The sequence below is a fragment of the Flavipsychrobacter sp. genome (assembly GCA_041392855.1).
Classification (GTDB): domain Bacteria; phylum Bacteroidota; class Bacteroidia; order Chitinophagales; family Chitinophagaceae; genus UBA5543.
On the sequence record JAWKLD010000001.1, the window covers coordinates 1,011,085 to 1,036,676 of the forward strand.

Below are 25,592 nucleotides of genomic sequence, written 5' to 3' on the forward strand. Positions count from 1 at the left end.
CAATTGTAATCTCATGTTCAAAAAAATATTAATTGCCAATCGTGGAGAGATAGCGCTTCGTATTATACGTACCTGTAGAGAAATGGGTATTGGTACTGTAGCCGTCTACTCTACTGCTGATAAAGATAGCCTACATGTGCGTTTTGCTGATGAGGCAGTATGTATAGGTAAGCCAATGGGTGCAGATTCTTATTTGAACATCCCACACATAATGGCTGCAGCAGAAATTACTAATGCTGATGCCATACACCCTGGTTATGGCTTCTTAGCAGAGAATGCTGAGTTTTCAGAAATATGTAGTGAATACAATATCAAATTTATAGGTCCTACTGCTGACATGATTCGCCAAATGGGTGATAAGGTAACAGCAAAAGAAACTATGATAAAAGCTGGCGTGCCTGTTGTACCTGGTTCTGACGGCTTATTGGAAAGTGTAGAACAAGCGAAGAAGATAGCTGCAGATATGGGCTACCCTGTAATGCTTAAAGCTACTGCTGGTGGTGGTGGTAAAGGTATGCGTATCGTTTGGGGAGATGATGAAATAGAAAAGGCCTACAATAGTGCTAAAACAGAAGCTGCTGCTTCATTTAAGAATGACGGTATCTATATGGAGAAGTTCGTAGAAGAACCTCGCCACATAGAGATACAAGTAGCAGGCGACCAACAAGGTACTGTTTGTCACCTTAGTGAGCGTGACTGTTCTATCCAACGTAGACACCAGAAGTTAGTAGAAGAATCTCCATCTCCTTTCATGACTCCTGAGCTTCGTAAAGCAATGGGTGATGCAGCTATTAAAGCAGCAGAATCTATTAATTATGAAGGTGTAGGTACTGTAGAGTTCTTGGTAGATAAGCACCGCAACTTCTACTTCATGGAGATGAATACTCGTATCCAAGTAGAGCATTGTGTAACGGAAGAGGTGATCAACTTTGACCTGATAAAGGAACAAATAAAGATTGCTGCCGGTATACCAATAAGCGGTAAGAACTACGAACCGCAAATGCATGCTATTGAGTGCCGTATCAATGCAGAGGATCCATACAATGATTTCCGCCCTAGTCCGGGTAAGATCACTGTATTGCATACCCCTGGTGGTCATGGTGTACGTGTAGATTCTCATATCTACAGCGGTTATACCATTCCTCCGTACTACGACTCTATGATCGCTAAGATCATAGCTGTAGCACAAACACGTGAGGAGGCTATCAATACTATGGAGCGTGCCTTGAGCGAGTATGTAATAGAAGGTATTAAAACAACTATACCTTTCCATTTACAACTAATGAAAGACGAAAAATTCAAGAGCGGCAACTTCACAACTAAGTTTATCGAAACTTTTGATTTGAAGTAGTTGACCGTTTGGAAATACTTAGAGCTTTGTAAATGATTTGCTAATAGCAGCCTTTTACAAAGCTCTTTACTTTTTATTTATATAATTTAGCCGCCAATAAGACACTTTGTTATACTGATATGAAAAGAACACTACTTATTACCGGAGGAGCAGGTTTTATAGGCTCGCATGTAGTAAGGTTATTTGTCAATAAATACCCTGATTATAAGATCGTCAACCTAGATGCCTTGACCTATGCAGGCAATCTAGAGAACTTGACAGATATCGAAAACGCACCAAACTATCAGTTTGTAAAGGCGGATATTACAGATGCAGCAACTATCAATGCCTTATTTGAAGAGCATCAATTTGACGGTGTTGTTCACTTAGCTGCCGAAAGCCATGTTGATCGTTCTATAACAGATCCAAATGCATTTATACAAACCAATGTAATGGGGACTGCTAACTTGTTAAATGCAGCTCGTGAGCTATGGAAAGGTAATTTTGAAGGCAAATTGTTCTATCATATTTCTACAGATGAGGTTTATGGTTCATTAGGTGCTGAAGGTTTCTTTTTAGAAACTACTCCTTACGACCCGCAGTCGCCCTACTCTGCTTCAAAAGCCGCTTCTGACCATTTGGTACGTGCTTATGGTAACACATATGGTATGCCGTTTGTAGTGACCAACTGCTCTAACAACTATGGTCAAAACCAATTCCCTGAAAAGTTGTTACCACTATTTATCAATAACATCCGCAATAAAAAGCCACTACCTGTATATGGTGATGGTAAATACACACGCGACTGGCTATATGTGGTAGACCATGCTAGAGCTATTGATACGGTTTTCCATAATGGTAAGCAAGGCGAAACTTATAATATAGGCGGGTTTAACGAATGGCAGAATATAGAGCTGATCAAACTACTTTGCGAGAAGATGGATGAAAAGCTGGGAAGAGCTAAAGGAGAATCGGCAGAATTAATTACCTATGTAAAAGACCGTCCTGGTCACGATCGTAGATATGCTATTGATGCCAACAAAATAAAGAATGAACTAGGCTGGGAGCCTTCAGTTACTTTTGAAGAAGGTATGTCTATCACTATCGATTGGTATTTGAGCAATCAAGAGTGGTTAGATCATGTAACCTCTGGCGACTATCAAAAATATTACGAAAAGCAATACAACTAATATGAAAGGAATAATATTAGCAGGAGGGTCAGGCACACGCCTACACCCCTTAACAATATCGGTTAGTAAACAGCTAATGCCTGTGTATGATAAGCCAATGGTTTATTATCCATTAACTACCCTTCTATTAGCAGGTATAAAAGAAATATTGATCATTACTACACCTGAAGACCAAGCCTCTTTCCAGAAACTATTGGGAGATGGTAGTCAAATAGGTTGCCGTTTTGAGTATGTAGCACAACCTAAGCCTGAGGGTTTAGCACAAGCGTTCATACTAGGTGCTGACTTTATTGGCAACGACCCAGTAGCCTTAATATTAGGAGACAATATCTTCTATGGCTCGGGTATGGGCAAACTGCTACGTAGAAAAAACAACCCTGATGGTGCTGTTGTATTTGCCTATCCTGTTGGCGACCCTGAACGCTATGGTGTAGTTGAGTTTGATGAGGATCTAAAGGCTATCAGTATTGAGGAAAAACCAGAAAAACCAAAGTCAAACTATGCTGTTCCTGGTTTGTACTTCTACGATAATAGCGTGGTTGAAATAGCAAAAAATATCAAGCCTTCCCATAGAGGTGAATTAGAAATAACAGATGTTAATAAAACTTACTTGGAGCAAGGCAAGCTGGAAGTAGGTGTATTAGACCGTGGTACAGCTTGGTTAGACACAGGCACATTTGATTCTCTACAGGAAGCAGGTCAATTTATCGAAGTTATAGAGAAGCGTCAAGGCTTGAAAATAGGTTGTATTGAAGAAGTAGCTTATAGAATGGGCTATATCAACAAGGATCAACTTATGGAATTAGCTCATAAGTATATGAAGAGTGGCTATGGTGCTTATATGAAAATGATAGCTGAAGAGGTAAAACCTAGTTTATAATCTTTTTTAGATATCACTTATTATCTTCGCAAGTCCGCTATATGGCGGACTTGTTGTTGTATTAGACTTTTTACAGAAGATGTTGATCTATATTATACCAATCATATCCGCTTTTATAGGCTATTTTACTAACTGGATAGCTATCAAAATGCTATTCCACCCCAAAGAGCCTATTAATATCTTAGGCTATAAACTGCAAGGGATATTCCCTAAACGTCAGCAACAGTTTGCTCAAAAGCTGGGGGTGTTGGTAGCCAACGAGCTATTGCATTTTGATGAGATAGCGGATAAGTTAAAAGACGAAAAACAACTACAAGCGCTTACTCCTACTATAGAAGCACATATCAACACCTTCTTACAAGTTCGCCTAAAAGAAAAGATACCTGTAATAGCCATGTTTGTTACCGGCAGCACTTTAGATAAAATAAAAGAAGGTATGATGGATGAGATCAATACCCTTCTTCCTCAAATTATAGGTCAATACACAGAAGGACTTAAAGAGAAGATAGATATAGAAAGAATGGTAACAGAAAAGGTAGCCGGCTTCTCTTCAGACAAACTAGAAGACATCCTTTTTGCTATCATGAAAAAGGAATTCCGTTTTGTAGAAATACTAGGTGGCGTAGTAGGTTTCCTAATAGGTTTAGTGCAGGTAGCTATCACTTTGTTGCAGTAATGTGACAGACGTATAGTAAAAATACATCTGTATATACGTACATTTAAGTATATAATTTGCATGACCTATGAAACACATACTCCTATCCATTTTAATACTCTCTTTTATTTTTCAGGCTAAAGCTCAAAAGATAGACTTTATTGATAGTACAAACATTTGGTACTATGTATCGTCGTACAAAAAAACAAAACCCCAAACAGGATATCAGGTAAACTATTACTACTATAATTATAAAGGTGATACAGTAATAAATAATAAAAGCTATAGGAAGCTATTTGCAGGTGAAACTTATTTAAGAGGATTAGTAAGATTTGATAGCAGTGACAATAAGGTTTATGTTATTATTGATAGTAACATAGAAAGAACTTTATACGATTATAATCTAAAATTAGGGGATACAGTTAGCAGTATCACAGAGATAAATTGTCCCGTTAACAATACAAGGCAATACATTAAACACTATGTAAGTAAAATAGACTCTGTTTTGTTAAACAATATTTATCATAAAAGAAGAACCTTTAGTATAGTAGACTATAATCAATATAGTTTTTGCTTTGCTAAAGAGTATGATGTTATTGAGGGTGTTGGCTGTACATATGATCTTTTCTTTCCTCTAAGTGGTGCTGTTATGCCTACGGTAGCTTATATTAGCACGCTCAAAAAAAGCTTGATTTGTCTGAAGAATAATGGTAATGTTCCTACAGCCACTGGAATTACGTTTATTTGTAATGATACGACTCTTACAGTAAGTGAACTACAAAATGCTAAAACTACCAAGCTATACCCCCAACCTGTACACTCTTACTTTACACTAGAGTTGCCTACAAAGATAAACAATGGCAATCTGTACTTACATAACTGTACAGGACAAAGAGTGTTTCAAAGATCCTTAATAAATCAAAATAAGGTAAGGGTTAATAATATTAGTCTTCCATCAGGAATGTATTACTATAATGTTCAAGACAATAAACAAGTACTATATAGAGGTAAGTTATTAGTGGAATAAAGACTACCTCGGTGTAGTTGTTATCCACCAATTATTGCCACAGGGATCTTTTATACCACCACTGCGTCCATATTCTTGGTCAGAAGGCTCCATTATAGAAGTAGCACCTTCTCCCAAAGCCTTTTGATACGTGGCATCAGCATTAGCTACGTTGATGTATAATCCTGCATTTTGTACACTAAATTGCTCAGTAGCCCCTGCAAACATAATGCAGCTATCTCCTATTAATATTTCAGCATGCATCATGGTGTTTTCATCTCTCATTACTTTCAGTTTCAATTCAGCGCCAAAAACATCTTGAGCGAATGCTAAGAACAGTTCAGGCTGCTCTAATATCAAGTAAGGCATTACCCTATTGTAATCCTTTGGTATATATATATCAGACATGTATATTCAATTATAGATGCAATATATTCAGATTTCATGATTTATATCAGCTTTAACCCTAAACCGTTGTATAGAGCCTAGCATTGTTGTAATTTTAGCCAAAATAGATTGCTAATGTCACATTATTATTCATTAGGTGAGATTCCTCAAAAGCGTCACGTACAGTTTCGCAGACCTGATGGCAAGCTATATTCAGAAGAACTATTCAGTACTGAAGGCTTTTCATCTAACTATTCTTTGTTATACCATATACATCCACCAACCGTAATTATCAAGTCGGGAGAGCCTGTAGATGTATCCCCTGTTGCGGCTACTGATATTATATTAAAACATAGAAGTTTTGAAGGGTTTGATATAAAGCCTGAGGACGATTATTTGAAAAGTAGAAAGATCGTTCTATTTAATAATGATGTGCAAATAACGCTAGCAGCTCCTAAAAAGAGTTTAACTGACTATTTTTATAAGAATGGTGATGCAGATGAAGTAATATTTGTACACAAAGGTTCAGGTACACTTAAAACAGCTTATGGCAAAATACCATTTGGCTATGGCGACTATGTTGTTATTCCAAGAGGTACAGTTTATCAAATAGAGTTTGATGATGAAGACAACCGTCTATTTATCACTGAATCATTTAGCCCTGTAGGTTTCCCTAAACGTTATTTAAGCAGATATGGTCAACTATTAGAACATGCACCATTCTGTGAACGCGATATTCGTAAACCTCAAGACCTTGAGGCTATAGATGAAACCGGTGAATTCTTGATTCAAACAAAGAAAAGAGGGCTACTCTATCCTATTACTTATGGCCATCACCCGTTTGACGTAGTAGGTTGGGATGGATGTGAATACCCTTATGCTTATAGCATACATAACTTTGAGCCAATAACTGGCCGTGTACACCAACCACCACCAGTACACCAAACTTTTGATGCTCGTAACTTTGTTATCTGTTCTTTCGTGCCTCGTTTATATGATTATCACCCAGATGCAATACCTGCACCGTATAATCATAGTAACATTGACAGCGACGAGGTATTATACTATGTTGACGGTGATTTTATGAGCCGTAAGCATGTTACAAAAGGAATGATAACTTTGCACCCTGCTGGTATACCTCACGGCCCTCACCCTGGTGCTGTTGAAAAAAGTATTGGTCAGAAGGAAACAAAAGAACTTGCCGTGATGGTAGATACATTCTATCCTTTGAAAATGACCAAAGATGCTCAAGGTATTGAGGATGGCAACTATGAAATGAGTTGGGCAGAGTAATTGTAAATTTGAAAATATTTAAAAAGAGATAAATATGGAGACACAAACAGCAAGTCAGAAAATGGCAAATGCACAAGATTTTTTGCCTATTAATGGTACTGACTATATAGAGTTTTATGTAGGTAATGCTAAACAGGCGGCACACTACTACAAAACAGCTTTTGGCTTTCAGTCTTTAGCATATGCAGGTCCTGAAACAGGAGTGAAAGACAGAGCTTCTTATGTACTTATACAAGATAAGATCCGTCTTATTCTTACTACTCCTATGAAATCTGATCACCCAATATCAGAGCATATCAAAAAGCATGGTGATGGTGTGAAAATATTAGCTCTTTGGGTAGATGATGCTTATAAGTCTTATGAAGAGACCATCAAGCGTGGTGCTAAGTCTTATCAAGAGCCTCAAACGCTTACTGATGAGCATGGTGAAATACGCACAGCGGGTATCTATACCTACGGTGAAACCGTACACATGTTTGTAGAACGTAAAAACTACAACGGTATATTCATGCCAGGCTATGAGAAATGGGAAAGTGATTACAACCCTAAAGATACAGGTCTATTATATGTAGACCATTGTGTAGGTAATGTAGGATGGGGCCGCATGAACGAGACAGTGAAATGGTATGAAGATGTAATGGGCTTTGCCAACATTCTTACTTTTGATGATAAAGATATCAATACTGAATACTCTGCTTTGATGAGTAAAGTAATGAGTAATGGTAATGGTTATGTGAAATTCCCGATCAACGAGCCAGCTGAAGGAAAGAAAAAATCTCAAATTGAAGAATATCTTGACTTCTATGAAGGTGAAGGCGTTCAGCATATTGCCGTAGCTACTCACGACATCTTAGCTACAGTTAAAGAACTAAAAGCTCGTGGTATAGAATTCTTGGATACTCCGGATGCATACTATGAAACTTTACTAGAACGAGTAGGTAATATTGACGAGGAAGTAAAACAACTTCAAGAATTAAAGATATTGGTAGACAGAGATGATGAAGGTTATCTACTTCAGATCTTCACAAAACCTGTAGAAGACAGACCAACCTTATTCTTTGAGATCATTCAACGTAAAGGAGCTAAGAGCTTTGGTGCGGGTAACTTCAAAGCATTGTTCGAATCAATAGAAAGAGAACAAGCTAAGAGAGGTAACTTGTAATAAGAACAAATAGACTATAATAATAAAAGCGTCTCCGTAACAGAGACGCTTTTTTGTATTTAGTATTTAGTGTTTACTTATTTCTTAATCTATTAAATTCATGCGTTGGTGGTATACATGACCCTCTACCTCTATAGATAACAAGTACATGCCTTGAGGTGTATTGCTTGGCAATGCAAGCTGATAATTCAGTTGACCATTATTCATAGTAGCTATAGTACTATACACTTGCTGGCCAACACTGTTAGTTATAACTATTGTAGCTTTTTTTGACATGCTAGTGAATGATCCTTTTATCGTAAAAGCACCACTATTAGGGTTAGGGTAAATGGAGATGTTTTTAGCCTCTCCAGATAGTGCATTTACCGATGTGGTATTCACACTAATAGTAATACTATCACATGAGCCTGCAGGTAAACATGGACTTTCGCCTCTTACAAAATATGTGGTTGTATTATTGGGCGTCACCAGTACTATTGATCCATTTGCATTACTACTTACAGGAGCTGCTTTTACTCCCCCACAACTACCAGTATACCACACCCATCTTTCAGCATCATTGAGGTTGCCCAAAATAACTCTAAGCTCTGATGTATCACCAGCCTTTACTGCTTTATGTGCGGCGGTAATTACGGGTTTTGCCGCACCAATACTACTTGTAGTTTTAGGTGCTAAGCGAAATAATGCGTTTGTATATTTTGAACCATCATAATGCTTTGATATAATGTAGGGTATGCCACTTGTATCAACACACATAGCTTGGTGTACAGTAGGGTTATCAGTAATAGAAGTATCACCCAGCACTTCCCAAAAGTTGCCATTATACTTTCTCATCTTCAACCCGATGTTAGGATAAATATGTTCAGTGTACATTAAATATACACCTCCTGTTTTGTCAAAACTTAAACTAAAGTTTTCTGCTGTATCATGAGTTATTCCTTTATATGTAGGGTTACCTATTGGAGACCAGCAGTTTCCTGAAGTGCCATTACATTTCTTTACCATAGCTCTCCATTGATTACTATAATCGGAATGTACCAGATATTTTTCACCTTTGTCGTTTATAGCAAAATCTACAAATCTATTATCAGAATATGTTTTTTTAGGTATAAGAGGATTTGATGCACCTACCCAATGAGTTATAAATTTCCCTAAAGAAATTCTATGACTTAGAGTGATACCAATTCCCTCCTCGGTGCAAGCATATACATCACCATTAGTGTCAACTTGTATTATTGGCTTTATACCACGCCTTTGCGAACTATAATTGCCAAGATCTTCCCATTTCCCATTCTTATATCCTGTAACTGTAACATAATCGGGCCCAACATCTTGATAAGCAAAATAAGGTGTACCATCTGCTCCAATAATAAAATCTTCAGCATTATAATCAGGCTTCAAAGAACTTGTAGGTTGATATCTAGATGGAATACAGTCATTACCTACAGTATCCCATGAAACTCCGTTAAATCTTCTTACTATATACCTGCAAAACCAATTTGTGTCAGGGCAAAGCACATATGGTACATCATTAGGACCAATTTCAATATTCATTTTTGAATATTGAGTAATTCCATTTATTTGTACTGGATCAGGCATTCTAACGGTGTTAACACCATTATATTTAATAAGCCTATAGCCTACATAATTACTATTATAAGTAGTATAGGCAATATAGATATTATTCTTGCTATCTACGTCTATGTCAAAGTTGTATCCATTTTCGGTAGAGTCAGCAATATATAAGCTATCAACGCGTTGCCAGTAAGCTTTGTCAAATCTATTATCATGACAGTCAATATTATTTAAAACAAAACCTTTAGGTTGTGTATTGGCAATTTGAGAAACATTAGGATCTCCCCAACCGTCTGCATCTAGGTCCTGATACCAAGTGAATGGTTGTGCAGTAAGATTAATAGAACATGCAAACAGTGTAATGATTATAAAGAAACTTTTTAGCACTTAATACTATTTTATACTTATACGTTGGTTATAGAAGTTCTCCCCCATTTTTAGCGACAATAAATATATCCCTTTTGGTGTATTAGTTGGCATAGCTAAATGATAATCTAATTGATTATTCTTTAGCTTGACAGTAGCACTAAATAAGACCTGACCAATAGTATTTGATACAGATATTATTGCTTCGTTGCTATTAACAAAAATTCCTTTTATCGTAAATACACCACTATTAGGATTAGGATATATAGAAATATTTTTAGGCTCTCCTGATAGCGAGCTAATAGAAGTAGTATTTACTGTAATGGTCACACTATCACAAGCTCCTGCGGGTAGGCAACCACCCTCTCCTCTTACATAGTAAGTTGTAGTAGTTGTTGGCTTAACAGACACAGTTACACCATTTGCAGTATTAGTACTCAGCGTTGCCTTAGTACCGCCACAGCTACCTGTATACCATATCCAGTCTGTAGCATCGTTAAGACTACCAGCAGTTACTTTTAACACAGAGCTATCTCCTGCGTTAATAGTTGTTGGCGTACCTGAAGCTGTTGGCTGTGTTGGGCCTGTTGTGCCACTACCGCCCACAGGCATTATGCGACGAACCCCTAAAAGTTTTCCTCCTCCAGGAAAATGATAATACAACAACATAACATTAGGAATACCATCCTTACCAACATCCATAGAGACCTGATTCTCATATATATAAGCATTTGATACTGCAGCGTCACCCAAGGTAGCCCAACTAGTACCATCAAAACGTTTCATCGTTAGCCAATAATTAGTAAGACTAGCATCAGGATATAAAGCATATGCTCTGCCCATGGGGTCAAAAGCTAAGCGAATTAAAGCACCTCCTGTACTATCAGAAAAACCTGCATTCCCTACCAACGACCAATTTGTTCCATCGTACTTTCTTAAAGTCATTCTTTTATTAGTCTTATCTACATATAGTATATGTGGTACTCCTGATGGGGATAATGCAAAAGCACTTGAATAATATCTGTCAATTGGCGTTCCTACCAGATTCCAGTTGCCACCTGTATATTTCCATACATAGGCTTTGTCTTTATCGCTACTACTAATACCTCCATCTGCATAAACATAAATAGTACCATTATTATCTGCACCAATATCTATTTTATCAAAACCTTCAGTAGTAGTAATAAACCCTCTAGAACCAAGGTACGACCAACTCGTACCATTAAACGTCATTACTGTAATTCCATTACCTTCTGAGAATACAACATATGGCACACCATTATAAATTATCATGTCATGAAATACTAATACAGATGATGGAGAAAAACCATTATTACCAATAGTTTGCCAATTGGTGCCATTAAACTTCTTTACTGTTAGCTTATTAGAAACAGTAGGATCTGAATAACAGATATAAATTGTATCGTTGATACCATAAGCAAGTCGTGCTTGGTGAAATATGCTTGTCGGAGTACTAATATTATTGGGGTCAGGTAATTTGATAAACTGATTACCGTTATATCGCATTACTTGGTAGTTATATACCCAATTATCATTGGCTCTAAAGACAATGCACTTTTCATCATTACTATTTACCGCCATATCGTAACGTTCAAACGGGACATATTGCCAAGTAGAATCATATAGTCGTGTGCTATCTTCACATCTCCATTGGGTACTATTCACACTCCCATCATTACAGTCCAAATTGTTGAGCACATAACCTGTAGGTTGTGTAGCTGCTGTGATAGACACATTGGGGTTGCCCCAACCATCTCCATCCAGGTCTTGATACCAAGTATAGGTTTGGGCTTGTGCTACTACGGCTATTAGTAAACATGCAATAATTGTTATTATCCTCTTTTGCATCTCTTTTGATTTAGTAGGTTATGGTGAATATTATTCTTTAATTAAGTTCATCCGTTGGTGATATACTTGCCCTTCTACTTCTATAGATAGCAAATACATACCCTGGGGTATACTCTTCGGCAGCGTTAATTGATAATTCAATTCGCCATTACTTATGGCAGCTGTTGTACTATACACTTGCTGACCAATGCTGTTGCTTACTACGATTGTAGTTTTATTTGATGTGCCAGTAAATATTCCTTTGATTGTAAACACACCACTATTAGGATTAGGGTATAGAGATATGTTTTTAGCTTCTCCTGATAGAGCGTTAATAGAAGTAGTATTTACAGTAATAGTCACACTATCACAAGCACCAGCTGGTAGACAGCCACCCTCTCCTCTTACATAGTAGGTAGTTGTTGTCGTTGGTTTTACGGACACAGTTGCACCGTTAGCAGTATTGGTGCTCAACGCTGCTTTTGTGCCACCACAGCTGCCCGTGTACCATATCCAGTCTGTAGCATCATTAAGGCTGCCTGTAGTCACTTTTAGTATAGTACTATCTCCAGCGTTAATAGTTGTTGGCGTACCTGAAGCTGTAGGCTGTGTAGGGCCAGTAGTACCAGTGCCGCCAACTGGTGCAAGACGACGTATTGCATTTTTATAGCCGGAGCCTGCATAATTTCTAAACATAACATACGGTATGTTATAGTTATCTATTACCATAGACAAATGGTATGTTGCGTTATGAGTTACAGTAGTGTCTGCTAAAGTTTTCCAATTGGTACCATCATATTTTTTCACTAGCATCCAAGCTGTAGGATAACTACGGTCTCCAAATAAAGCATATGGGTTATTTGATTTATCAAAAGATAATCTCGGGTTCTCAGAAATATCATTAGAGAACCCTGGATTTCCTACAGCAACCCAATTTGTGCCATTGTATTTACTTAATGTCACTTTTCTATTAAGTGACATATCTCCATATAGTAAATGTGGTACACCGTTATTGTCTAAATCAAATGCACAATATCTATCGTCCATATAACTTCTGTAAATACTAATATTACTACCCACTTGACTCCATGAATTATTGCTAAACTTCATCACTTTGGCATAATACAAGCTGCCCGATTGGTTTTCAGTTGATAAATATACCGTTCCGTTATTATCTACTCTTAGCATTGGTTGAGTACCAGAAACAGCTTGTCTTGTACCAACATATACCCAAATATTTGTGCTTGCCAACTTCATAACAGTGATAGCACTACCATCTTGATAGGCCATATAGGGCGTTCCATTCGGTCCAATTACAAAGTCTTCACTATGGTATCCACCTGTTCCTGCACCAGGTGTAAAAGCATGGTTGCCAACAGTAACCCAAGTAGTACCATTATATTTCTTTACAGTATATCTTGATAACCATGCTGAATCTGGGCATAATACATATGGTGTGTCATTTGTACCAATAGCAATTCTAATTGTTGCTTTAGGCCCCGAATTATCACCCATTATTGGATTGGGTAAACGTTTGATATTATTACCATTGTATACTTTTACTTTAAATTGATTATCATACGGCCCTCTAGAATGAGCTATATAAATGTTGTTTTTTTTGTCTACAGCCATTTGGTAATTAACTGCATCATAAATAGAATCTGCTACATAAAGACTATCTACATATTCCCATTTACTTCCATTCGCACTTCCATCATTACAGTCCAGATTATTAAGTACATACCCCGCAGGCTGTGTGGCTGCAGTCATAGAAACATTCGGGTTGCCCCAGCCATCACCATCCAGGTCTTGATACCAGGTATAAGTCGTTTGTGCTTTAGATATTGAAAAAGAACAAATAGAAATGATCAGTAAAAAGTACTTAGCAGTAGTACTTGATAGAGTTTTGAAGCTCATAATAGGTTGTTTTTCAGGTTAGATATATAAATGTACAATATAAAGGGGTGAAAACACGGGGTGTCTATATCTTTTTTTAGTTTAATCTACCGTTAATATGGCGTTAATCAATAAGGCATTTTATCATCACAATTGCTAAAATCATTATATTTGTTCGTCTTTTTAGCCCAAAGATTATATACTAACCCAACAATTTAGAGACGCAGCTTGACTATGAGTAGATTACTTCGTGTATTTGTTTTATTCTGTACTATGGCATTCACCGCACACTTAGCGGTAGCACAAGATGATTTACAAACATTTAGAAATTTCCAGTTTTCCTTTACAAGGGTATCTAATGCTTATATGAAATTCAACGATTCATTAAAGCATATGTTTACGTCTAAGGGGCTTTCCTACCCACCCAAAGACATCTATATACGCACCTTTAAAGCCCAAAATGAAATGGAGCTTTGGGGACGCGATAGTGATACAGCAGAATATAAACTGGTAAAGACCTATCATATATGTGCTTTATCGGGCGTACTCGGACCAAAACGTTGGGAAGGCGATAGGCAAGTGCCTGAAGGACAATATTTTATAGAGGACTTTAACCCTAAAAGTGACTATCACTTGTCGATGCTTGTGAATTACCCTAACTATTCAGACATGTTGTTGAGTAATAAGGAACGTCCGGGTGGAGATATTTATATACATGGAGGTTGTCTTACTGTGGGTTGTATGCCAATGACTAATACTATTATACAAGAGTTGTACACCGTATGTCTCAATGCTAAGATCAATGGTCAAAATCATATTCCAATACATATCTTTCCTACACGCTTCTCTCGCCGTAGTTTAGACTATTTAGGAAAAACCTACGCAGATGATACTACCAAACAGAAGTTTTGGGTCAATCTAAAATATGGATATGACTATTTTGAGCGTAACCATAAGATACAGCCTGTTATGTATGCGCCAGACGGGAGTTATATTTACCATAAGTAAATACGACATATATAATGCTCTTTTACCTTAATTTCATAGCGTCTATTCACCAAAGCAGATAACAAGTGCAAAGAAAAGGCCGCAAAAAACATTTTCAATATTGGCTAAGTATAATTGCTATTACATTAATAGCTTTTTCTGCATGCGAAAAAGAAGTAGATATTAAACTTAATGATGCTTCCAGTGGCAAGTTGGTGATAGAAGGAGGTATTGAAAATAACACACCACCCTTTGTTATTCTTACACGCTCTATCGGCTATTTCGGCTCGTTTGATTTGAATACCTTACAAAGCAGCTATGTACATAATGCTAAGGTTACCGTGAATGACGGCACTACAATATATACGCTTAGAGAATATGAAATAGACACTAGTGGGAACAACAAGTTTTATTTCTATAGTATTGACACCAGTCAGAGCTCTTTTTTATTAGGGCGTTTTGAAACTACTTATACTTTAACAGTTGAAGTAGATGGAGCTGTATATACAGGCACTACCAAAATACCCACCCCTACTTCATTAGATTCCGTTATATCATTTTATCCCGAATCAAGAGAAGGTATAGCTGATATAGGCCCTGATGCCAGACTCTTGAAAATTTACTTTAAAGATCCTGATACTCCCGGAAACTTCGTGAGATACTATACAGCTTTAAATGGAGGTCCATTTTTCCCTGCTCAATCATCAGTTTTTTCTGATGAGATCATTAATGGTGTGACCTTCAATGCTGAATTTCCATTGGGAGAGCCTTATTATAGTACTAAGTCTTTCGACTCATTAGGTATTGCCTTTGTAGGAGATACCATACAATTGCGTTGGAGTGCAATAGATAAGCAAGTGTATGATTTTTGGAGCCAGTATGAATATTCGTTGGTGACACTGGGCAATCCATTCGCTTCTCCTATAAGAGTTAAGTCTAATATGAGTAACGGAGCATTGGGTGTGTGGGCAGGATATGGATCAATATATACTACGGTAATACTAAAATAACCTTACAAACTTTTATTTAATACCACTATAGATAACTCCCTTTGCGATAGCTAGTTTTTTTTCGCATTTTTGTGGGAATAATTTTGAAGAACATGACTGAAGAAATGGAAAAAGTAAGTTGCCTGATCATAGGTTCAGGTCCTGCAGGATATACTGCAGCAATATATGCTTCTCGTGCAGGTCTTAATCCTGTATTGTACCAAGGTTTACAACCAGGTGGTCAGTTGACCATCACTACAGATGTAGAGAACTACCCTGGCTACCCAGAAGGTATTATGGGACCTCAGATGATGATAGACTTTGAAAAGCAGGCTAAGCGTATGGGTGCAGATATTCGTTGGGGATACGCTACTAAAGTTGATACTACACAAAGACCTTTCAAGGTTGAAATAGACGAAGAAAAATGGATAGCTGCTGATGCATTAATTATTGCAACAGGAGCTTCTGCTAAATGGTTGAACATTGAGTCTGAGCAACGTCTTAATGGTCATGGTGTGTCAGCATGTGCTGTGTGTGATGGTTTCTTCTTCAAAGGGCAAGAAGTGGCTATAGTAGGTGCTGGTGATACTGCTGCTGAGGAAGCGCTTTATTTGTCAAAGCTTTGCTCTACAGTACATATGATCGTTCGTAGAGATGAAATGCGTGCTAGTGTTGTGATGCAAGAACGTGTAAAGAACACACCAAACATCAAAATATACTGGAATAGTGAAACTAAGGAAGTATTAGGTGATAATAAGGTAACTGGTGTTACCATTACTAATAACAAAACTAATGAGGAGACTACTATTCCTCTAGGAGCTTTCTTCGTTGCTATTGGCCATAAGCCAAACTCTGATCTATTTAAAGGAGTATTGAATATGGACGATGCCGGGTATATAATGACTACTCCGGGTACTTCTAAGACCAATATTGAAGGCATCTTCGCTTGTGGAGATGTACAAGATAAAATTTATCGTCAGGCAGTAACAGCTGCAGGCAGCGGATGTATGGCTGCTTTGGATGCAGAACGCTATCTTGGTGAGCTAGAACATGCAGCTAGCTAAATAAAAATACTAACTTCAAAGCCTCGTATTTATACGGGGCTTTTTCTTATCCCAATGACCGAGCTGGAACAATACATACAATCTTACTTTGCTGTTGACGATAATAAGCTGGCAGATATTGCTGCATCCTTTCAATTTCAAAAAGTAAATAAGGGGGATTTCTTATTAAAACAAGGAAGAGTCTGTGGCCAACTTTCATTTATAAGTACAGGCCTGGTACGTATCTATACAGTAATTGACGATAAAGAGGTAACTCAATGGATAAGTACACAAGGTTATTTTGTGACGGACCTCGCCAGCTTCATATTTAATACACCTGCACGCTGGCAAATACAAGCATTGACAGATTGTACACTGTACTCTATAACAAAAGAGGACTACAATAATATAGGCAATACCATCCCAGAATGGCATCAATTGGAGAAGCTATTTATTGCCAAATGTTTTGTTTTGTTGGAAGACAGAGTAAGCAGACATCTATACATGAGCTCTGAAGAACGTTACCAGTTCTTATTAGACCAGCAGCCTAATCTATTTAATGAAGTGCCATTACAATACCTCGCCTCTATGCTGGGTATGACACCTGAAACACTTAGTCGACTACGAAAAAAGCACCTCTCTTAATTTCTTGATATATATCAATTCAGCGCCTTTGTTTCTGTAGCACCTTTGTATCAACAAAATCAGAAACAATGAAAAATGTATTGAAATTTGAAGAAATTGCAGTTTTTAGTTTGTCTATCTATTTACTGACACTATTAGATGTTCAGTTATACTGGTGGGCTTATCCCCTACTTTACCTTGCACCGGATATTAGTATGCTGGGCTATCTCGTTAATAATAAAGTAGGTGCTATAACTTACAATATAGGGCATCATAAAGCAGTAGCTGTAATAGTTGTAGTCTTGGGTTTATTATTGAGCAATGACTATCTACTTCTATCGGGCATCATTTTGTTTGGCCATTCAGCCATGGATAGAATATTTGGCTATGGCTTAAAGTATTTCTCAGGATTTAAAAATACCCATTTAGGGGTACTAAAATAGCCTTCAAAACAACTATTTTAGTACTGCACTAATTTATCTTTTCTATTGAGACTTCTTGTCACACTATTATTATTGTTATTTGCCACACCATGTATAGCACAAGACAATACTGAAGATTCATTATTGAATGTTATAGCTAGTGCTGATAACAACATTAAACTTCAAGCTGATATATACAGCAGATTAAGCTATTATCAATTAGGCAAAAACGACAAAAAGGCAATTGTTTATAGCAGGCATGCGATAGACAAAGCTATGTCGGGAAATCATAAAGAAGAATTAGCGGCAGCCTATATAAGCATGTGTTATGCATATGATAATGTAGGTATGATCGATGAAGGTATTGCTGTTGTAGATTCAGGATTGAAAATTGCTCAAGAAATAGATGCCTATCGACACCAATTTTGGGCAGAGTTTATGCTGGCTAGCTTAAAAAGAAGAAAGGCTAACTACAATGAGGCCGTGGCACATGCACTAAACGCATTAAAGATAGCAGAGGAGCATAATGATAAAAATCTACAAAGTAGCAGTTATAACGGACTAGGCATATTATTCCTTAATCTTGGCGACCTAGAAAAAGGGCAAGACTATCATCTAAAAGCACTAGCCATAAGAGAGGAACTAAAAGACTCCAGTGCTATTTCTCAATCATTAAATAACCTTGGCATTGTACAACGAGAGAAGGGGAATTTTGATAGCTCATTATACTATTATAAAAAAGCACTCGCCATTGCTCAACAAACAAATAGATTAGATGATGTTGCTTTCTTGTACAACGACATTGGTGCTGCTTATTCCAAAAACGGAGATGTTGTAAATGGAGAAGCTTACCTGAAACAATCTATTGAAATAAGAGAGCAAATAGGTGAAATGAACGAACTCGCCTATACTTATAACTATTTGGGTGAGAATTATGAAAGAAAAGGTAATCTAAAACTGGCTGAACAAAACATAAAAAAGGCATTAGCTATAGCTATAGAAATTGGCAATAACAAACAACACTATGAAGCCTTGGAAAGCTTGTCTGATTTCTATTCGAGAAATAGGATCTATGATTCTGCCTATAGCTATTTAAAACAATATAGATCTTTTAGAGACTCTATCTCTTATATGGAGAATAAAGAGATCATATCAGAGCTGTCTACTAAGTACGAGACAGAAAAGAAAGAGAAAAAGATAATCTTACAAGATGCAGAGATAACTAAAAGGAATTACATCATAATAGGTATTGTTATTTTATTACTCCTCATTTTACTACTAGGTTACTCTTATTACAATCGCTATAGACTACGCCAGCAAGACCGCTTACAGAAAGCCATCATACATCAACAAGAGCTAGCCACCAAAGCGGTAATAGAAGCTGAGGAAAAAGAAAGGAAACGTATAGCTGGAGACCTTCATGATGGTGTAGGACAAACCATGAGTGCAGCTAGCATGAACCTTTCAGTTATCAGTAATGATATACCTTTTGCCAATGAAGAACAGCGTAGTGCATTTGAAAAAGCAAGACTATTGGTCGATGAAGGTTGTAAAGAAGTGCGTACAGTTTCTCATACCATTATGCCCAATGCATTATTAAAATCGGGATTAGCAACGGCAATAAGAGAGTTCTTACATAAAATAGACGCTAAAGTACTGAAGGTGAATATCTATACCGAAGGGCTTAATGAAAGACTACCAAGTAATATAGAAACTGTACTCTATCGTGTAGTACAAGAATGCGTTAACAATACAATTAAGCATGCAGGAGCTGATACATTAGACATCACTTTAATAAAAGATGAAGATGGTATCAGCATCACTATAGAAGATAACGGGAAGGGATTTGACCTGAAGAAAATAGACAATAAGGATGGCATAGGATTACAGAATTTACAAACACGCATCAGCTATCTCAACGGCACTATAGAATGGGATACCGCAAAAGGGAAAGGCACCGTTGTGAGTATACATGTTGATGTTAACTAAAAAGAACTATGCAGATCAAATACTGGATATTAATAATAGCTGTCATTTTTCATAGTAGTGTTTCCTACGCACAAAGTAATAGAACAAGTATTGATAGTTTTAAGCAGGTTCTTACTGTTTCTTCAGATAGTGATAAAGCTATGATCAACTATTTGATCGGTAAAAAGTATTTAAGAATATCAGGAGATACAAGCAGGTTATATGTTAATGAAGCTATTGCTATAGCTCAAAAATACAATAATGAAAAAGTACTATCAGAGTGTTATGCTGTAATTGGCGCTTTAGAAAAGAATAAAGGCAACTACGACGAGGCGCTGAACTACCATCTTAAAAGCCTAAAAATAAAGGAAAAGACCAAAGACCCTTATGGGCTTTGTGTAACCTATAATGACATTGGCATTGTATACAAAAGCATGAAGCGATGGCGAGAAGCACTACCCTTTTACAGAAGATCTAATGAGGTAGCTAAAAACTTTAATTTGGGTAGCGCTATTTCTTTTACCTACAATAATTTAGGTACAGTATATAATGAATTAGGCATTAGTGACTCCGCTTTAATGAGCTATGATAGTGCACTAACCTATGCGAAAAAAATCAATAACACTAATGCAATAGCCATTGCCTTATCTAACATAGCAGATATTCAAATAGCTAATAAGGAATATAACAAAGCATTGAGCAACCTAAAACAATGCCTAACCTATGATAAGTTGAATGAAGATAAATATGGCATTTCCTTGTCTAATATGCACCTGGCTCGTACCTACCAAGCCTTAGGGAATTACAAACAAGCGTTAGCACATATTGACACTGCTTATCAAATAGCACAGTCTGAACATCTGAACAGGGAGCTTATTGATATCCTATCTTTCAAATCTACTATTGAGGAAGATGCAGGTAAAATGGGCTTAGCTTTAAAAACCAGTAGAGCTGCCTATGCTTTAAAAGACTCTATCTTCAGTGAAGAAACTTCGAAACAGCTGTCTGAGTTGCAAACAAAATATGAGACAGAGAAAAAAGAGCAACAAATAATATTACAAAAAGAGCAGATCAGTAAGAAGAATTACGTCATTATTGGAATTGTTGTTTTACTATTACTGGTTTTATTATTAGGCACCTCCTATTACAACCGCTATAGACTACGCCAACAAGATCGTTTACAAAAAGCCATTATACATCAACAAGAGCTAGCCACCAAAGCAGTAATAGAAGCTGAAGAAAAAGAAAGGAAGCGTATAGCAGGAGATCTTCATGATGGTGTTGGGCAAACTATGAGTGCTGCTAGTATGAACCTGTCGGTTATTAGTAACGACATACCTTTTGCCAATGAAGAACAACGTAGTGCATTCGAAAAAGCAAGACTATTGGTTGATGAAGGTTGTAAAGAAGTGCGTACTGTATCTCATGCTATTATGCCCAATGCTTTGTTGAAATCGGGTTTAGGTACAGCTATAAGAGAGTTTTTGAACAAAATAGATAGCCATGTACTGAAAATCAACGTCTACTCAGAAGGGCTCAACGAGAGGCTGGCCAGTAATGTAGAAACTGTGCTCTATCGTGTAGTACAAGAATGTGTAAACAATACGATCAAGCATGCACATGCCGATACTCTGGATATATCACTTATAAAGGATGAAGATGGTATAAATATTACTATTGAAGATAATGGTAATGGTTTTGATCCTAAAAAGGTATCCTCAAAAGATGGTATAGGATTACAAAATTTACAAACAAGAATTAGTTACCTAAATGGTACTATAGAATGGGACACAGCACCAGGAAAAGGCACTGTAGTCTCCATCCATATACCTTGATCTGATACTTACATCAAACTTGGCTTACCTATACCTGTTTCTACATATTTTTTTAGACTAGTAACTAAAAACATTTCCCAAGTTGTACTACATAATTCGTAACAGTTCAATTCTGGTTCTAAACCTTCATGTTCAAAATATACTTTAGTCCTGTCAGCTAATAATACTAGCTCCCATTTCACCTTAGTACCCAGCCATTCTTTTTCTATACCATTATACCCTTCATGTACATGTCTAGCATCAATACAAGTCCAGGTAAGTTTCTTGTTTGGCACATACTCTGTTATTTCAAACTTCCAGAAGGTTTTGTCAAAGCTAGTAGTAAATATATCCGCAAGTTCTTTTACTTCATTATCCGTGTACCCCCACCAGTCTTGTACTTTTTTTGTCAATGCATTAAATACATCTGCAGGCATTGCTTCTATTATAATTTCTGTTGTGTATCCCATAATTTAGCTTTTATGTACTTGCACTTTGCAAGTACATTGCAAATGTAATAAAAAGTACTTTTATTTTACAAGTACTATGTATAATTTTGTTTTATGGATAGTATAAAGAGACGGTCAGATTGCCCAGTGAACCTATCATTAGAAGTGTTTGGAGACAAATGGACATTGTTGGTACTAAGAGATATTATTTTCTTTGGTCATCGCCATTTCAGAGATTTTGTACAACTGGAAAGTATATCGACGAACATACTTACAGAAAGACTAAAGAGACTTGTTGATAATGGTATACTCAAAAAGGAGATTGATAAAGACAACCAGTCTTCGTATATATACTCTATTACGCAACGTGGGCTTGATTTAGTGCCTATTGTAATTGATATGTACCACTGGGGGGCAATACATGTTGAGGGGAATAATGCCGACGTCAATTACTTGAAAAGAGTAACTGGAGAAAGGAATAAAGTAATAAAAGAAATAACTCAAAAATTAAAAAAAGAACACCATGTAAAATAAAAAGCCACTCAAAAGAGTGACTTTTTTATCAATAATTACATACCCCTATCGTCTGCTGAAGGACCATAAGTGCCTGGTATTTTTACATCCAATAAACGTAAGTAAACACCTAATTGCGCGCGGTGGTGTATCTGATGGTTCAACGCCCAAGTTCTTATATTTTGATATCTGCTGCTTTGACTGATAATATGATCACCGTATTTAAAGGTCCATTCTTCTTCCAGTTGCTCAGCTGTCATAGAAGCCAATGTATCTAAGCCCATCTGTAGTTTCTCATCAAACTTAGCCAATAGCTCTTCTTTATTGTTTGGGTAGAAACGCTCAAAATGGTCGCTACCTATATCAAATACATTTTTCTTTATCACAAGGGCTAGCCACTCGGGTAGTTCTGCCACATGGCCTGCCAACCTGCCTAAAGGGAACGATTTCTCATGTGGTTTCCAATCGTTCTTGCCTTCGGGCACTACTTCCAACAGCTTGCGGGTAGCTACTGATTCTCTTTTCAGTTCGTCAATAAGTTCTTGTACAATGTTCATTATGTTAGTTTATATATGGTGGTAAATTTACTAAAACAGTGGCAGTTGACTGTGGCGTATTCTCCTAAAGTTTTGTGTATTTAGTTGGCTATCTATTTTATTTAACCCAAACTTATTGCAGTAGAGCTTGAATTGTGTGCGTATCAATTCTGCATATTTTCCGTCACCTACAATACGGTTACTAAAGCGACTATCGTTGACCTGTCCATTGTGGCAGGCACTTATCATATTCCATACTTTATCTGCTCTGTCTGGAAAGCTTTTAAACAACCAGTCTTTGAAGATACCACCTATAGCACCATTCAATCTTACAACCGTATACCCTGCTCTTTGTGCTCCTGCTTCAGAGGCAGCTTTAAGGACGTCGTGCATATGATTATCATTAAGCCCCGGTATGATTGGGGCATTCATAATACCGGTAGGTATGCCTGCTTTAGATAAAGTCTCCACTACCTTTAGTCTTGACCTATATGATGCTGTTCTTGGTTCTAACACTCTACGAAGGTCTTCATCTAGCGAAGTGATGGAAGAGAAAACACTCACTAATCCATACTTGTTGAGTTCTTGTAGTAGGTCGAGGTCTCTCAAAACCAATGCGTTTTTAGTGAGTATGCCTACAGGATTTCTAAAGTCAAGACATATCTCTAATAGCTTGCGAGTGATGCGCATCTTACGCTCTATGGGTTGGTAGCAATCGGTATTGCCAGATAGGGATATAGGGGCTGGTTGCCAATTCTTATTTTCAAAAAACTTCTTGAGTAATGCAGGTGCATTCTTCTTAACTACTATCCTACTCTCAAAATCTACCCCTGCACTATAGCCCCAATACTCATGTGAGTTTCGTGCATAGCAGTAAATGCACCCATGCTCACAACCCTGATAAGGATTGGCAGAATACATCATACCCACATCGGGACTGGTCACTTTATTGACCAATGTGCGGCTATCGTCATAGATATATTCCGTATGGCGTTTTTCCTGCTCCCAATCGTCTATGCCTTCTGAATGTTCTTGCACGTATTCGTTTTTTAAGTACTTGTTTTTGGGGTTGTACTGCGCACCCCTTCCCTTATCATGCCGGTGATCGGCTTGCTGGTTGATCATGATGTGTTTTTTATGTTCTGTTTTGAATCTTGTTTGCTTGCTACTCTTCTTCCAGTAGATACTGGTTGACCTTGCCATCATCCTTACTGGGGTCGTAGAGGTCTTTTACCGAGCCGAAACCTATGGCATCTCTCATTACCTTAGGCGTAATGGTCTCGGAAGCTTTGCGCACCTTATCCCGTCCGTATTTATCTTTTATATTGTACATGGCTTTACGTAGCACATCCTGTCGTATACGATTATCGAAGAGTGTGTACTGCACCATCTTATCGCTTACGAAGCTGCCAATGGTCACACACATATTCTGTACGTTGTTGTTAAAGAGGTCTGTGTTTCTCGACTGCTCAAATGCTCGTGCATCGTGTAGTATATATTTCCTCAACTCAATAGCATCCTGTTCAGGGTGTGCCAGTTTTACAGTAGTCTCCCAGCGGGTATGGTCTCGATACTTGATGCGGAAATGTAGCGACCTGCAAAACACCTCTTGCTTTACCATGCGCTGCTCCAAACGGGTGCAGAGAGAAATAAGCAAACTATCCAACGCCTGTTTCGATTCCCTTTGCTGACGCGACACCGTACGCCCTGCACTCATATTCTTATATCCGCTGGTGTAAATGTCTATCTCCATAAAGTGGAGCCGCTTGTACCAATAATTGCCCACCACACCACCAAATGCCTTGCGCAACAATGCCTCTGAAGTATGCCTCAACTGCAATGGTGTATTGATGCCTACCATCTTGAGCCGACGCTCGTTTCGAGTAGCGATACCGGGCAGGTCGGTGAGTTTTAGTTTAGACAATTGTTCATCTATATTCTCGGGAGTGATGCGTACCAACCCATTAGGTTTTTGTAGCTCCGTACCCAGCTTAGCAAGGAAAGAATTGGGTGCAATGCCTATACTACAGGTAATATAATCACCACATTTTTTTCGGATATCTTCTTTGATCTGCTTGGCAAGAGCTACGAAATCTTTGTATACCAAACGGTAGGAAGTGAAATTCATCGACGCCTCATCTATACTGCGGGCTATCACATCATCGCAATAGCTATTGAGTACCTCCATGATCATGATATGATACTCTCTATAACGGTATGGACGGCCTAATACAGGGATAATCTGCGGACAAAGCTCCCTGCACTCCGACAGGCGCATGCCTGTTTTTATCCCATAGGTCTTGGCCTCTCGCGAGGGAGCTATTACGGCAGAATGTGGGCCATCGTAAGTAACGATACCCATAGGTTTGTGACGCAAATGGGGGTTGTCCTGCTGCTCACAGCTGGCAAAATAACTATTCATATCTATGTACATCACCACTGCATCAAGATTGGCTGTGGCAGAAGAACCCTGTCTCATGTGTTTGTGCTTTCTGTTTCTAACAGCAAGGTACACATTTTAGACATTTGTACAAATAAAATATAGATTTTTGTATAAAGAAAAGGATATTACGAAAGGCGTATAAATACATGCAAGGGAAAGTAATGACAACTAACACTTTTATAGTGCCCACGTGTTCACAAGAAAATCCATTAAAAA

Annotated in this window: 23 protein-coding genes; 15 read left to right on the forward strand and 8 right to left on the reverse strand. The window is 37.6% G+C overall.

All coding sequences use genetic code 11. The annotated features are described in order from the left end of the window. Positions 1-13 precede the first annotated feature (13 nt). The 5 genes from accC (at position 14) to R2800_04880 (ending at position 5,082) form a co-directional block, all read left to right on the forward strand. On the forward strand, positions 14-1,351 hold the full coding sequence (gene accC, locus R2800_04860) for an acetyl-CoA carboxylase biotin carboxylase subunit (protein ID MEZ5016361.1): 1,338 nt from the start codon (positions 14-16) through the stop codon (positions 1,349-1,351). Between the two features lie 119 nt (positions 1,352-1,470). Further along, positions 1,471-2,520, forward strand: coding sequence for a dTDP-glucose 4,6-dehydratase (rfbB, locus tag R2800_04865; GenBank protein ID MEZ5016362.1), 1,050 nt, complete (start codon positions 1,471-1,473; stop codon positions 2,518-2,520). A 1-nt stretch (position 2,521) separates the two neighbouring features. Further along, positions 2,522-3,400: a glucose-1-phosphate thymidylyltransferase RfbA gene (gene rfbA / locus R2800_04870; protein ID MEZ5016363.1), complete on the forward strand. Its 879-nt coding sequence runs from the start codon at positions 2,522-2,524 to the stop codon at positions 3,398-3,400. Positions 3,401-3,479: 79 nt separating this feature from the next. Continuing rightward, positions 3,480-4,076 (forward strand): DUF445 family protein, encoded by a 597-nt coding sequence (locus tag R2800_04875; GenBank protein ID MEZ5016364.1) that lies wholly within the window; start codon positions 3,480-3,482, stop codon positions 4,074-4,076. Positions 4,077-4,143: 67 nt separating this feature from the next. Then, positions 4,144-5,082, forward strand: coding sequence for a T9SS type A sorting domain-containing protein (locus tag R2800_04880; GenBank protein MEZ5016365.1), 939 nt, complete (start codon positions 4,144-4,146; stop codon positions 5,080-5,082). Between the two features lie 3 nt (positions 5,083-5,085). Here the strand turns inward: R2800_04880 and R2800_04885 are convergent, their stop codons facing one another. Then, complete coding sequence (locus R2800_04885) at positions 5,086-5,469, reverse strand: VOC family protein (GenBank protein ID MEZ5016366.1); 384 nt, start codon at positions 5,467-5,469, stop codon at positions 5,086-5,088. 114 nt (positions 5,470-5,583) lie between these two features. On the opposite strand from R2800_04885, the gene R2800_04890 reads away from it, so the two are divergent. Both R2800_04890 and hppD read left to right on the forward strand, forming a co-directional pair. Beyond that, on the forward strand, positions 5,584-6,741 hold the full coding sequence (locus R2800_04890; GenBank protein ID MEZ5016367.1) for a homogentisate 1,2-dioxygenase: 1,158 nt from the start codon (positions 5,584-5,586) through the stop codon (positions 6,739-6,741). Between the two features lie 34 nt (positions 6,742-6,775). Then, complete coding sequence (gene hppD / locus R2800_04895; protein ID MEZ5016368.1) at positions 6,776-7,903, forward strand: 4-hydroxyphenylpyruvate dioxygenase; 1,128 nt, start codon at positions 6,776-6,778, stop codon at positions 7,901-7,903. Positions 7,904-7,987: 84 nt separating this feature from the next. Here the strand turns inward: hppD and R2800_04900 are convergent, their stop codons facing one another. Genes R2800_04900 through R2800_04910 form a run of 3 tightly spaced genes read right to left on the reverse strand, consistent with a single transcriptional unit; the run spans position 7,988 to position 13,609 of the window. Beyond that, positions 7,988-9,865, reverse strand: coding sequence for a T9SS type A sorting domain-containing protein (locus R2800_04900; GenBank protein MEZ5016369.1), 1,878 nt, complete (start codon positions 9,863-9,865; stop codon positions 7,988-7,990). Between the two features lie 6 nt (positions 9,866-9,871). Continuing rightward, the gene (locus R2800_04905) at positions 9,872-11,713 is read right to left on the reverse strand and encodes a T9SS type A sorting domain-containing protein (GenBank protein ID MEZ5016370.1); all 1,842 of its coding nucleotides are present in this window, start codon (positions 11,711-11,713) and stop codon (positions 9,872-9,874) included. A gap of 30 nt (positions 11,714-11,743) precedes the next feature. Then, a complete protein-coding gene (locus R2800_04910) occupies positions 11,744-13,609 on the reverse strand; it encodes a T9SS type A sorting domain-containing protein (protein MEZ5016371.1) in 1,866 nt (621 codons plus the stop codon). A gap of 213 nt (positions 13,610-13,822) precedes the next feature. On the opposite strand from R2800_04910, the gene R2800_04915 reads away from it, so the two are divergent. The 7 genes from R2800_04915 to R2800_04945 all read left to right on the forward strand — a co-directional run bounded on the left by R2800_04915 (position 13,823) and on the right by R2800_04945 (position 21,456). Continuing rightward, a complete protein-coding gene (locus tag R2800_04915) occupies positions 13,823-14,596 on the forward strand; it encodes a hypothetical protein (protein ID MEZ5016372.1) in 774 nt (257 codons plus the stop codon). A 65-nt stretch (positions 14,597-14,661) separates the two neighbouring features. Continuing rightward, entirely contained in the window at positions 14,662-15,585 is a 924-nt protein-coding gene (locus R2800_04920) for a DUF4249 family protein (protein ID MEZ5016373.1), read from the forward strand. A gap of 92 nt (positions 15,586-15,677) precedes the next feature. Further along, the gene (gene trxB / locus R2800_04925; GenBank protein MEZ5016374.1) at positions 15,678-16,628 is read left to right on the forward strand and encodes a thioredoxin-disulfide reductase; all 951 of its coding nucleotides are present in this window, start codon (positions 15,678-15,680) and stop codon (positions 16,626-16,628) included. 54 nt (positions 16,629-16,682) lie between these two features. Continuing rightward, positions 16,683-17,252, forward strand: coding sequence for a Crp/Fnr family transcriptional regulator (locus R2800_04930; protein MEZ5016375.1), 570 nt, complete (start codon positions 16,683-16,685; stop codon positions 17,250-17,252). A gap of 68 nt (positions 17,253-17,320) precedes the next feature. Then, on the forward strand, positions 17,321-17,674 hold the full coding sequence (locus R2800_04935; protein ID MEZ5016376.1) for a DUF4260 domain-containing protein: 354 nt from the start codon (positions 17,321-17,323) through the stop codon (positions 17,672-17,674). A gap of 45 nt (positions 17,675-17,719) precedes the next feature. Next, positions 17,720-19,642: a sensor histidine kinase gene (locus tag R2800_04940; protein MEZ5016377.1), complete on the forward strand. Its 1,923-nt coding sequence runs from the start codon at positions 17,720-17,722 to the stop codon at positions 19,640-19,642. An 8-nt stretch (positions 19,643-19,650) separates the two neighbouring features. Next, complete coding sequence (locus R2800_04945) at positions 19,651-21,456, forward strand: sensor histidine kinase (protein MEZ5016378.1); 1,806 nt, start codon at positions 19,651-19,653, stop codon at positions 21,454-21,456. A gap of 8 nt (positions 21,457-21,464) precedes the next feature. On the opposite strand, the gene R2800_04950 is transcribed toward R2800_04945, so the two are convergent. Further along, positions 21,465-21,905 (reverse strand): SRPBCC domain-containing protein, encoded by a 441-nt coding sequence (locus tag R2800_04950; GenBank protein ID MEZ5016379.1) that lies wholly within the window; start codon positions 21,903-21,905, stop codon positions 21,465-21,467. Between the two features lie 93 nt (positions 21,906-21,998). Here R2800_04950 and R2800_04955 point away from each other — a divergent pair, with 93 nt between their 5' ends. After that, positions 21,999-22,418 (forward strand): helix-turn-helix domain-containing protein, encoded by a 420-nt coding sequence (locus tag R2800_04955; GenBank protein ID MEZ5016380.1) that lies wholly within the window; start codon positions 21,999-22,001, stop codon positions 22,416-22,418. 35 nt (positions 22,419-22,453) lie between these two features. On the opposite strand, the gene R2800_04960 is transcribed toward R2800_04955, so the two are convergent. The 3 genes from R2800_04960 to R2800_04970 are packed head-to-tail and all read right to left on the reverse strand — an operon-like array spanning position 22,454 to position 25,412. Further along, entirely contained in the window at positions 22,454-22,954 is a 501-nt protein-coding gene (locus R2800_04960) for a DinB family protein (GenBank protein MEZ5016381.1), read from the reverse strand. A gap of 30 nt (positions 22,955-22,984) precedes the next feature. Next, on the reverse strand, positions 22,985-24,139 hold the full coding sequence (locus R2800_04965) for a PA0069 family radical SAM protein (GenBank protein MEZ5016382.1): 1,155 nt from the start codon (positions 24,137-24,139) through the stop codon (positions 22,985-22,987). Continuing rightward, the gene (locus R2800_04970) at positions 24,099-25,412 is read right to left on the reverse strand and encodes a DNA polymerase IV (protein MEZ5016383.1); all 1,314 of its coding nucleotides are present in this window, start codon (positions 25,410-25,412) and stop codon (positions 24,099-24,101) included. Before R2800_04970 ends, R2800_04965 begins: the two co-directional genes overlap by 41 nt. Between the last annotated feature and the right edge of the window lie 180 nt (positions 25,413-25,592).

Coding starts and splice junctions, on each gene's coding strand:
- trxB (MEZ5016374.1), top strand. CDS start 15,678: ATGACTGAAGAAATGGAAAAAGTAAGTTGCCTGATCATAGGTTCAGGT.
- R2800_04950 (MEZ5016379.1), bottom strand. CDS start 21,905: ATGGGATACACAACAGAAATTATAATAGAAGCAATGCCTGCAGATGTA.
- R2800_04910 (MEZ5016371.1), bottom strand. CDS start 13,609: ATGAGCTTCAAAACTCTATCAAGTACTACTGCTAAGTACTTTTTACTG.
- R2800_04915 (MEZ5016372.1), top strand. CDS start 13,823: ATGAGTAGATTACTTCGTGTATTTGTTTTATTCTGTACTATGGCATTC.
- R2800_04875 (MEZ5016364.1), top strand. CDS start 3,480: ATGTTGATCTATATTATACCAATCATATCCGCTTTTATAGGCTATTTT.
- rfbA (MEZ5016363.1), top strand. CDS start 2,522: ATGAAAGGAATAATATTAGCAGGAGGGTCAGGCACACGCCTACACCCC.
- accC (MEZ5016361.1), top strand. CDS start 14: ATGTTCAAAAAAATATTAATTGCCAATCGTGGAGAGATAGCGCTTCGT.
- rfbB (MEZ5016362.1), top strand. CDS start 1,471: ATGAAAAGAACACTACTTATTACCGGAGGAGCAGGTTTTATAGGCTCG.
- R2800_04945 (MEZ5016378.1), top strand. CDS start 19,651: ATGCAGATCAAATACTGGATATTAATAATAGCTGTCATTTTTCATAGT.
- R2800_04965 (MEZ5016382.1), bottom strand. CDS start 24,139: ATGATGGCAAGGTCAACCAGTATCTACTGGAAGAAGAGTAGCAAGCAA.
- R2800_04885 (MEZ5016366.1), bottom strand. CDS start 5,469: ATGTCTGATATATATATACCAAAGGATTACAATAGGGTAATGCCTTAC.
- R2800_04905 (MEZ5016370.1), bottom strand. CDS start 11,713: ATGCAAAAGAGGATAATAACAATTATTGCATGTTTACTAATAGCCGTA.
- R2800_04930 (MEZ5016375.1), top strand. CDS start 16,683: ATGACCGAGCTGGAACAATACATACAATCTTACTTTGCTGTTGACGAT.
- R2800_04955 (MEZ5016380.1), top strand. CDS start 21,999: ATGGATAGTATAAAGAGACGGTCAGATTGCCCAGTGAACCTATCATTA.
- R2800_04970 (MEZ5016383.1), bottom strand. CDS start 25,412: ATGAGACAGGGTTCTTCTGCCACAGCCAATCTTGATGCAGTGGTGATG.
- R2800_04880 (MEZ5016365.1), top strand. CDS start 4,144: ATGAAACACATACTCCTATCCATTTTAATACTCTCTTTTATTTTTCAG.
- R2800_04960 (MEZ5016381.1), bottom strand. CDS start 22,954: ATGAACATTGTACAAGAACTTATTGACGAACTGAAAAGAGAATCAGTA.
- R2800_04935 (MEZ5016376.1), top strand. CDS start 17,321: ATGAAAAATGTATTGAAATTTGAAGAAATTGCAGTTTTTAGTTTGTCT.
- R2800_04890 (MEZ5016367.1), top strand. CDS start 5,584: ATGTCACATTATTATTCATTAGGTGAGATTCCTCAAAAGCGTCACGTA.
- hppD (MEZ5016368.1), top strand. CDS start 6,776: ATGGAGACACAAACAGCAAGTCAGAAAATGGCAAATGCACAAGATTTT.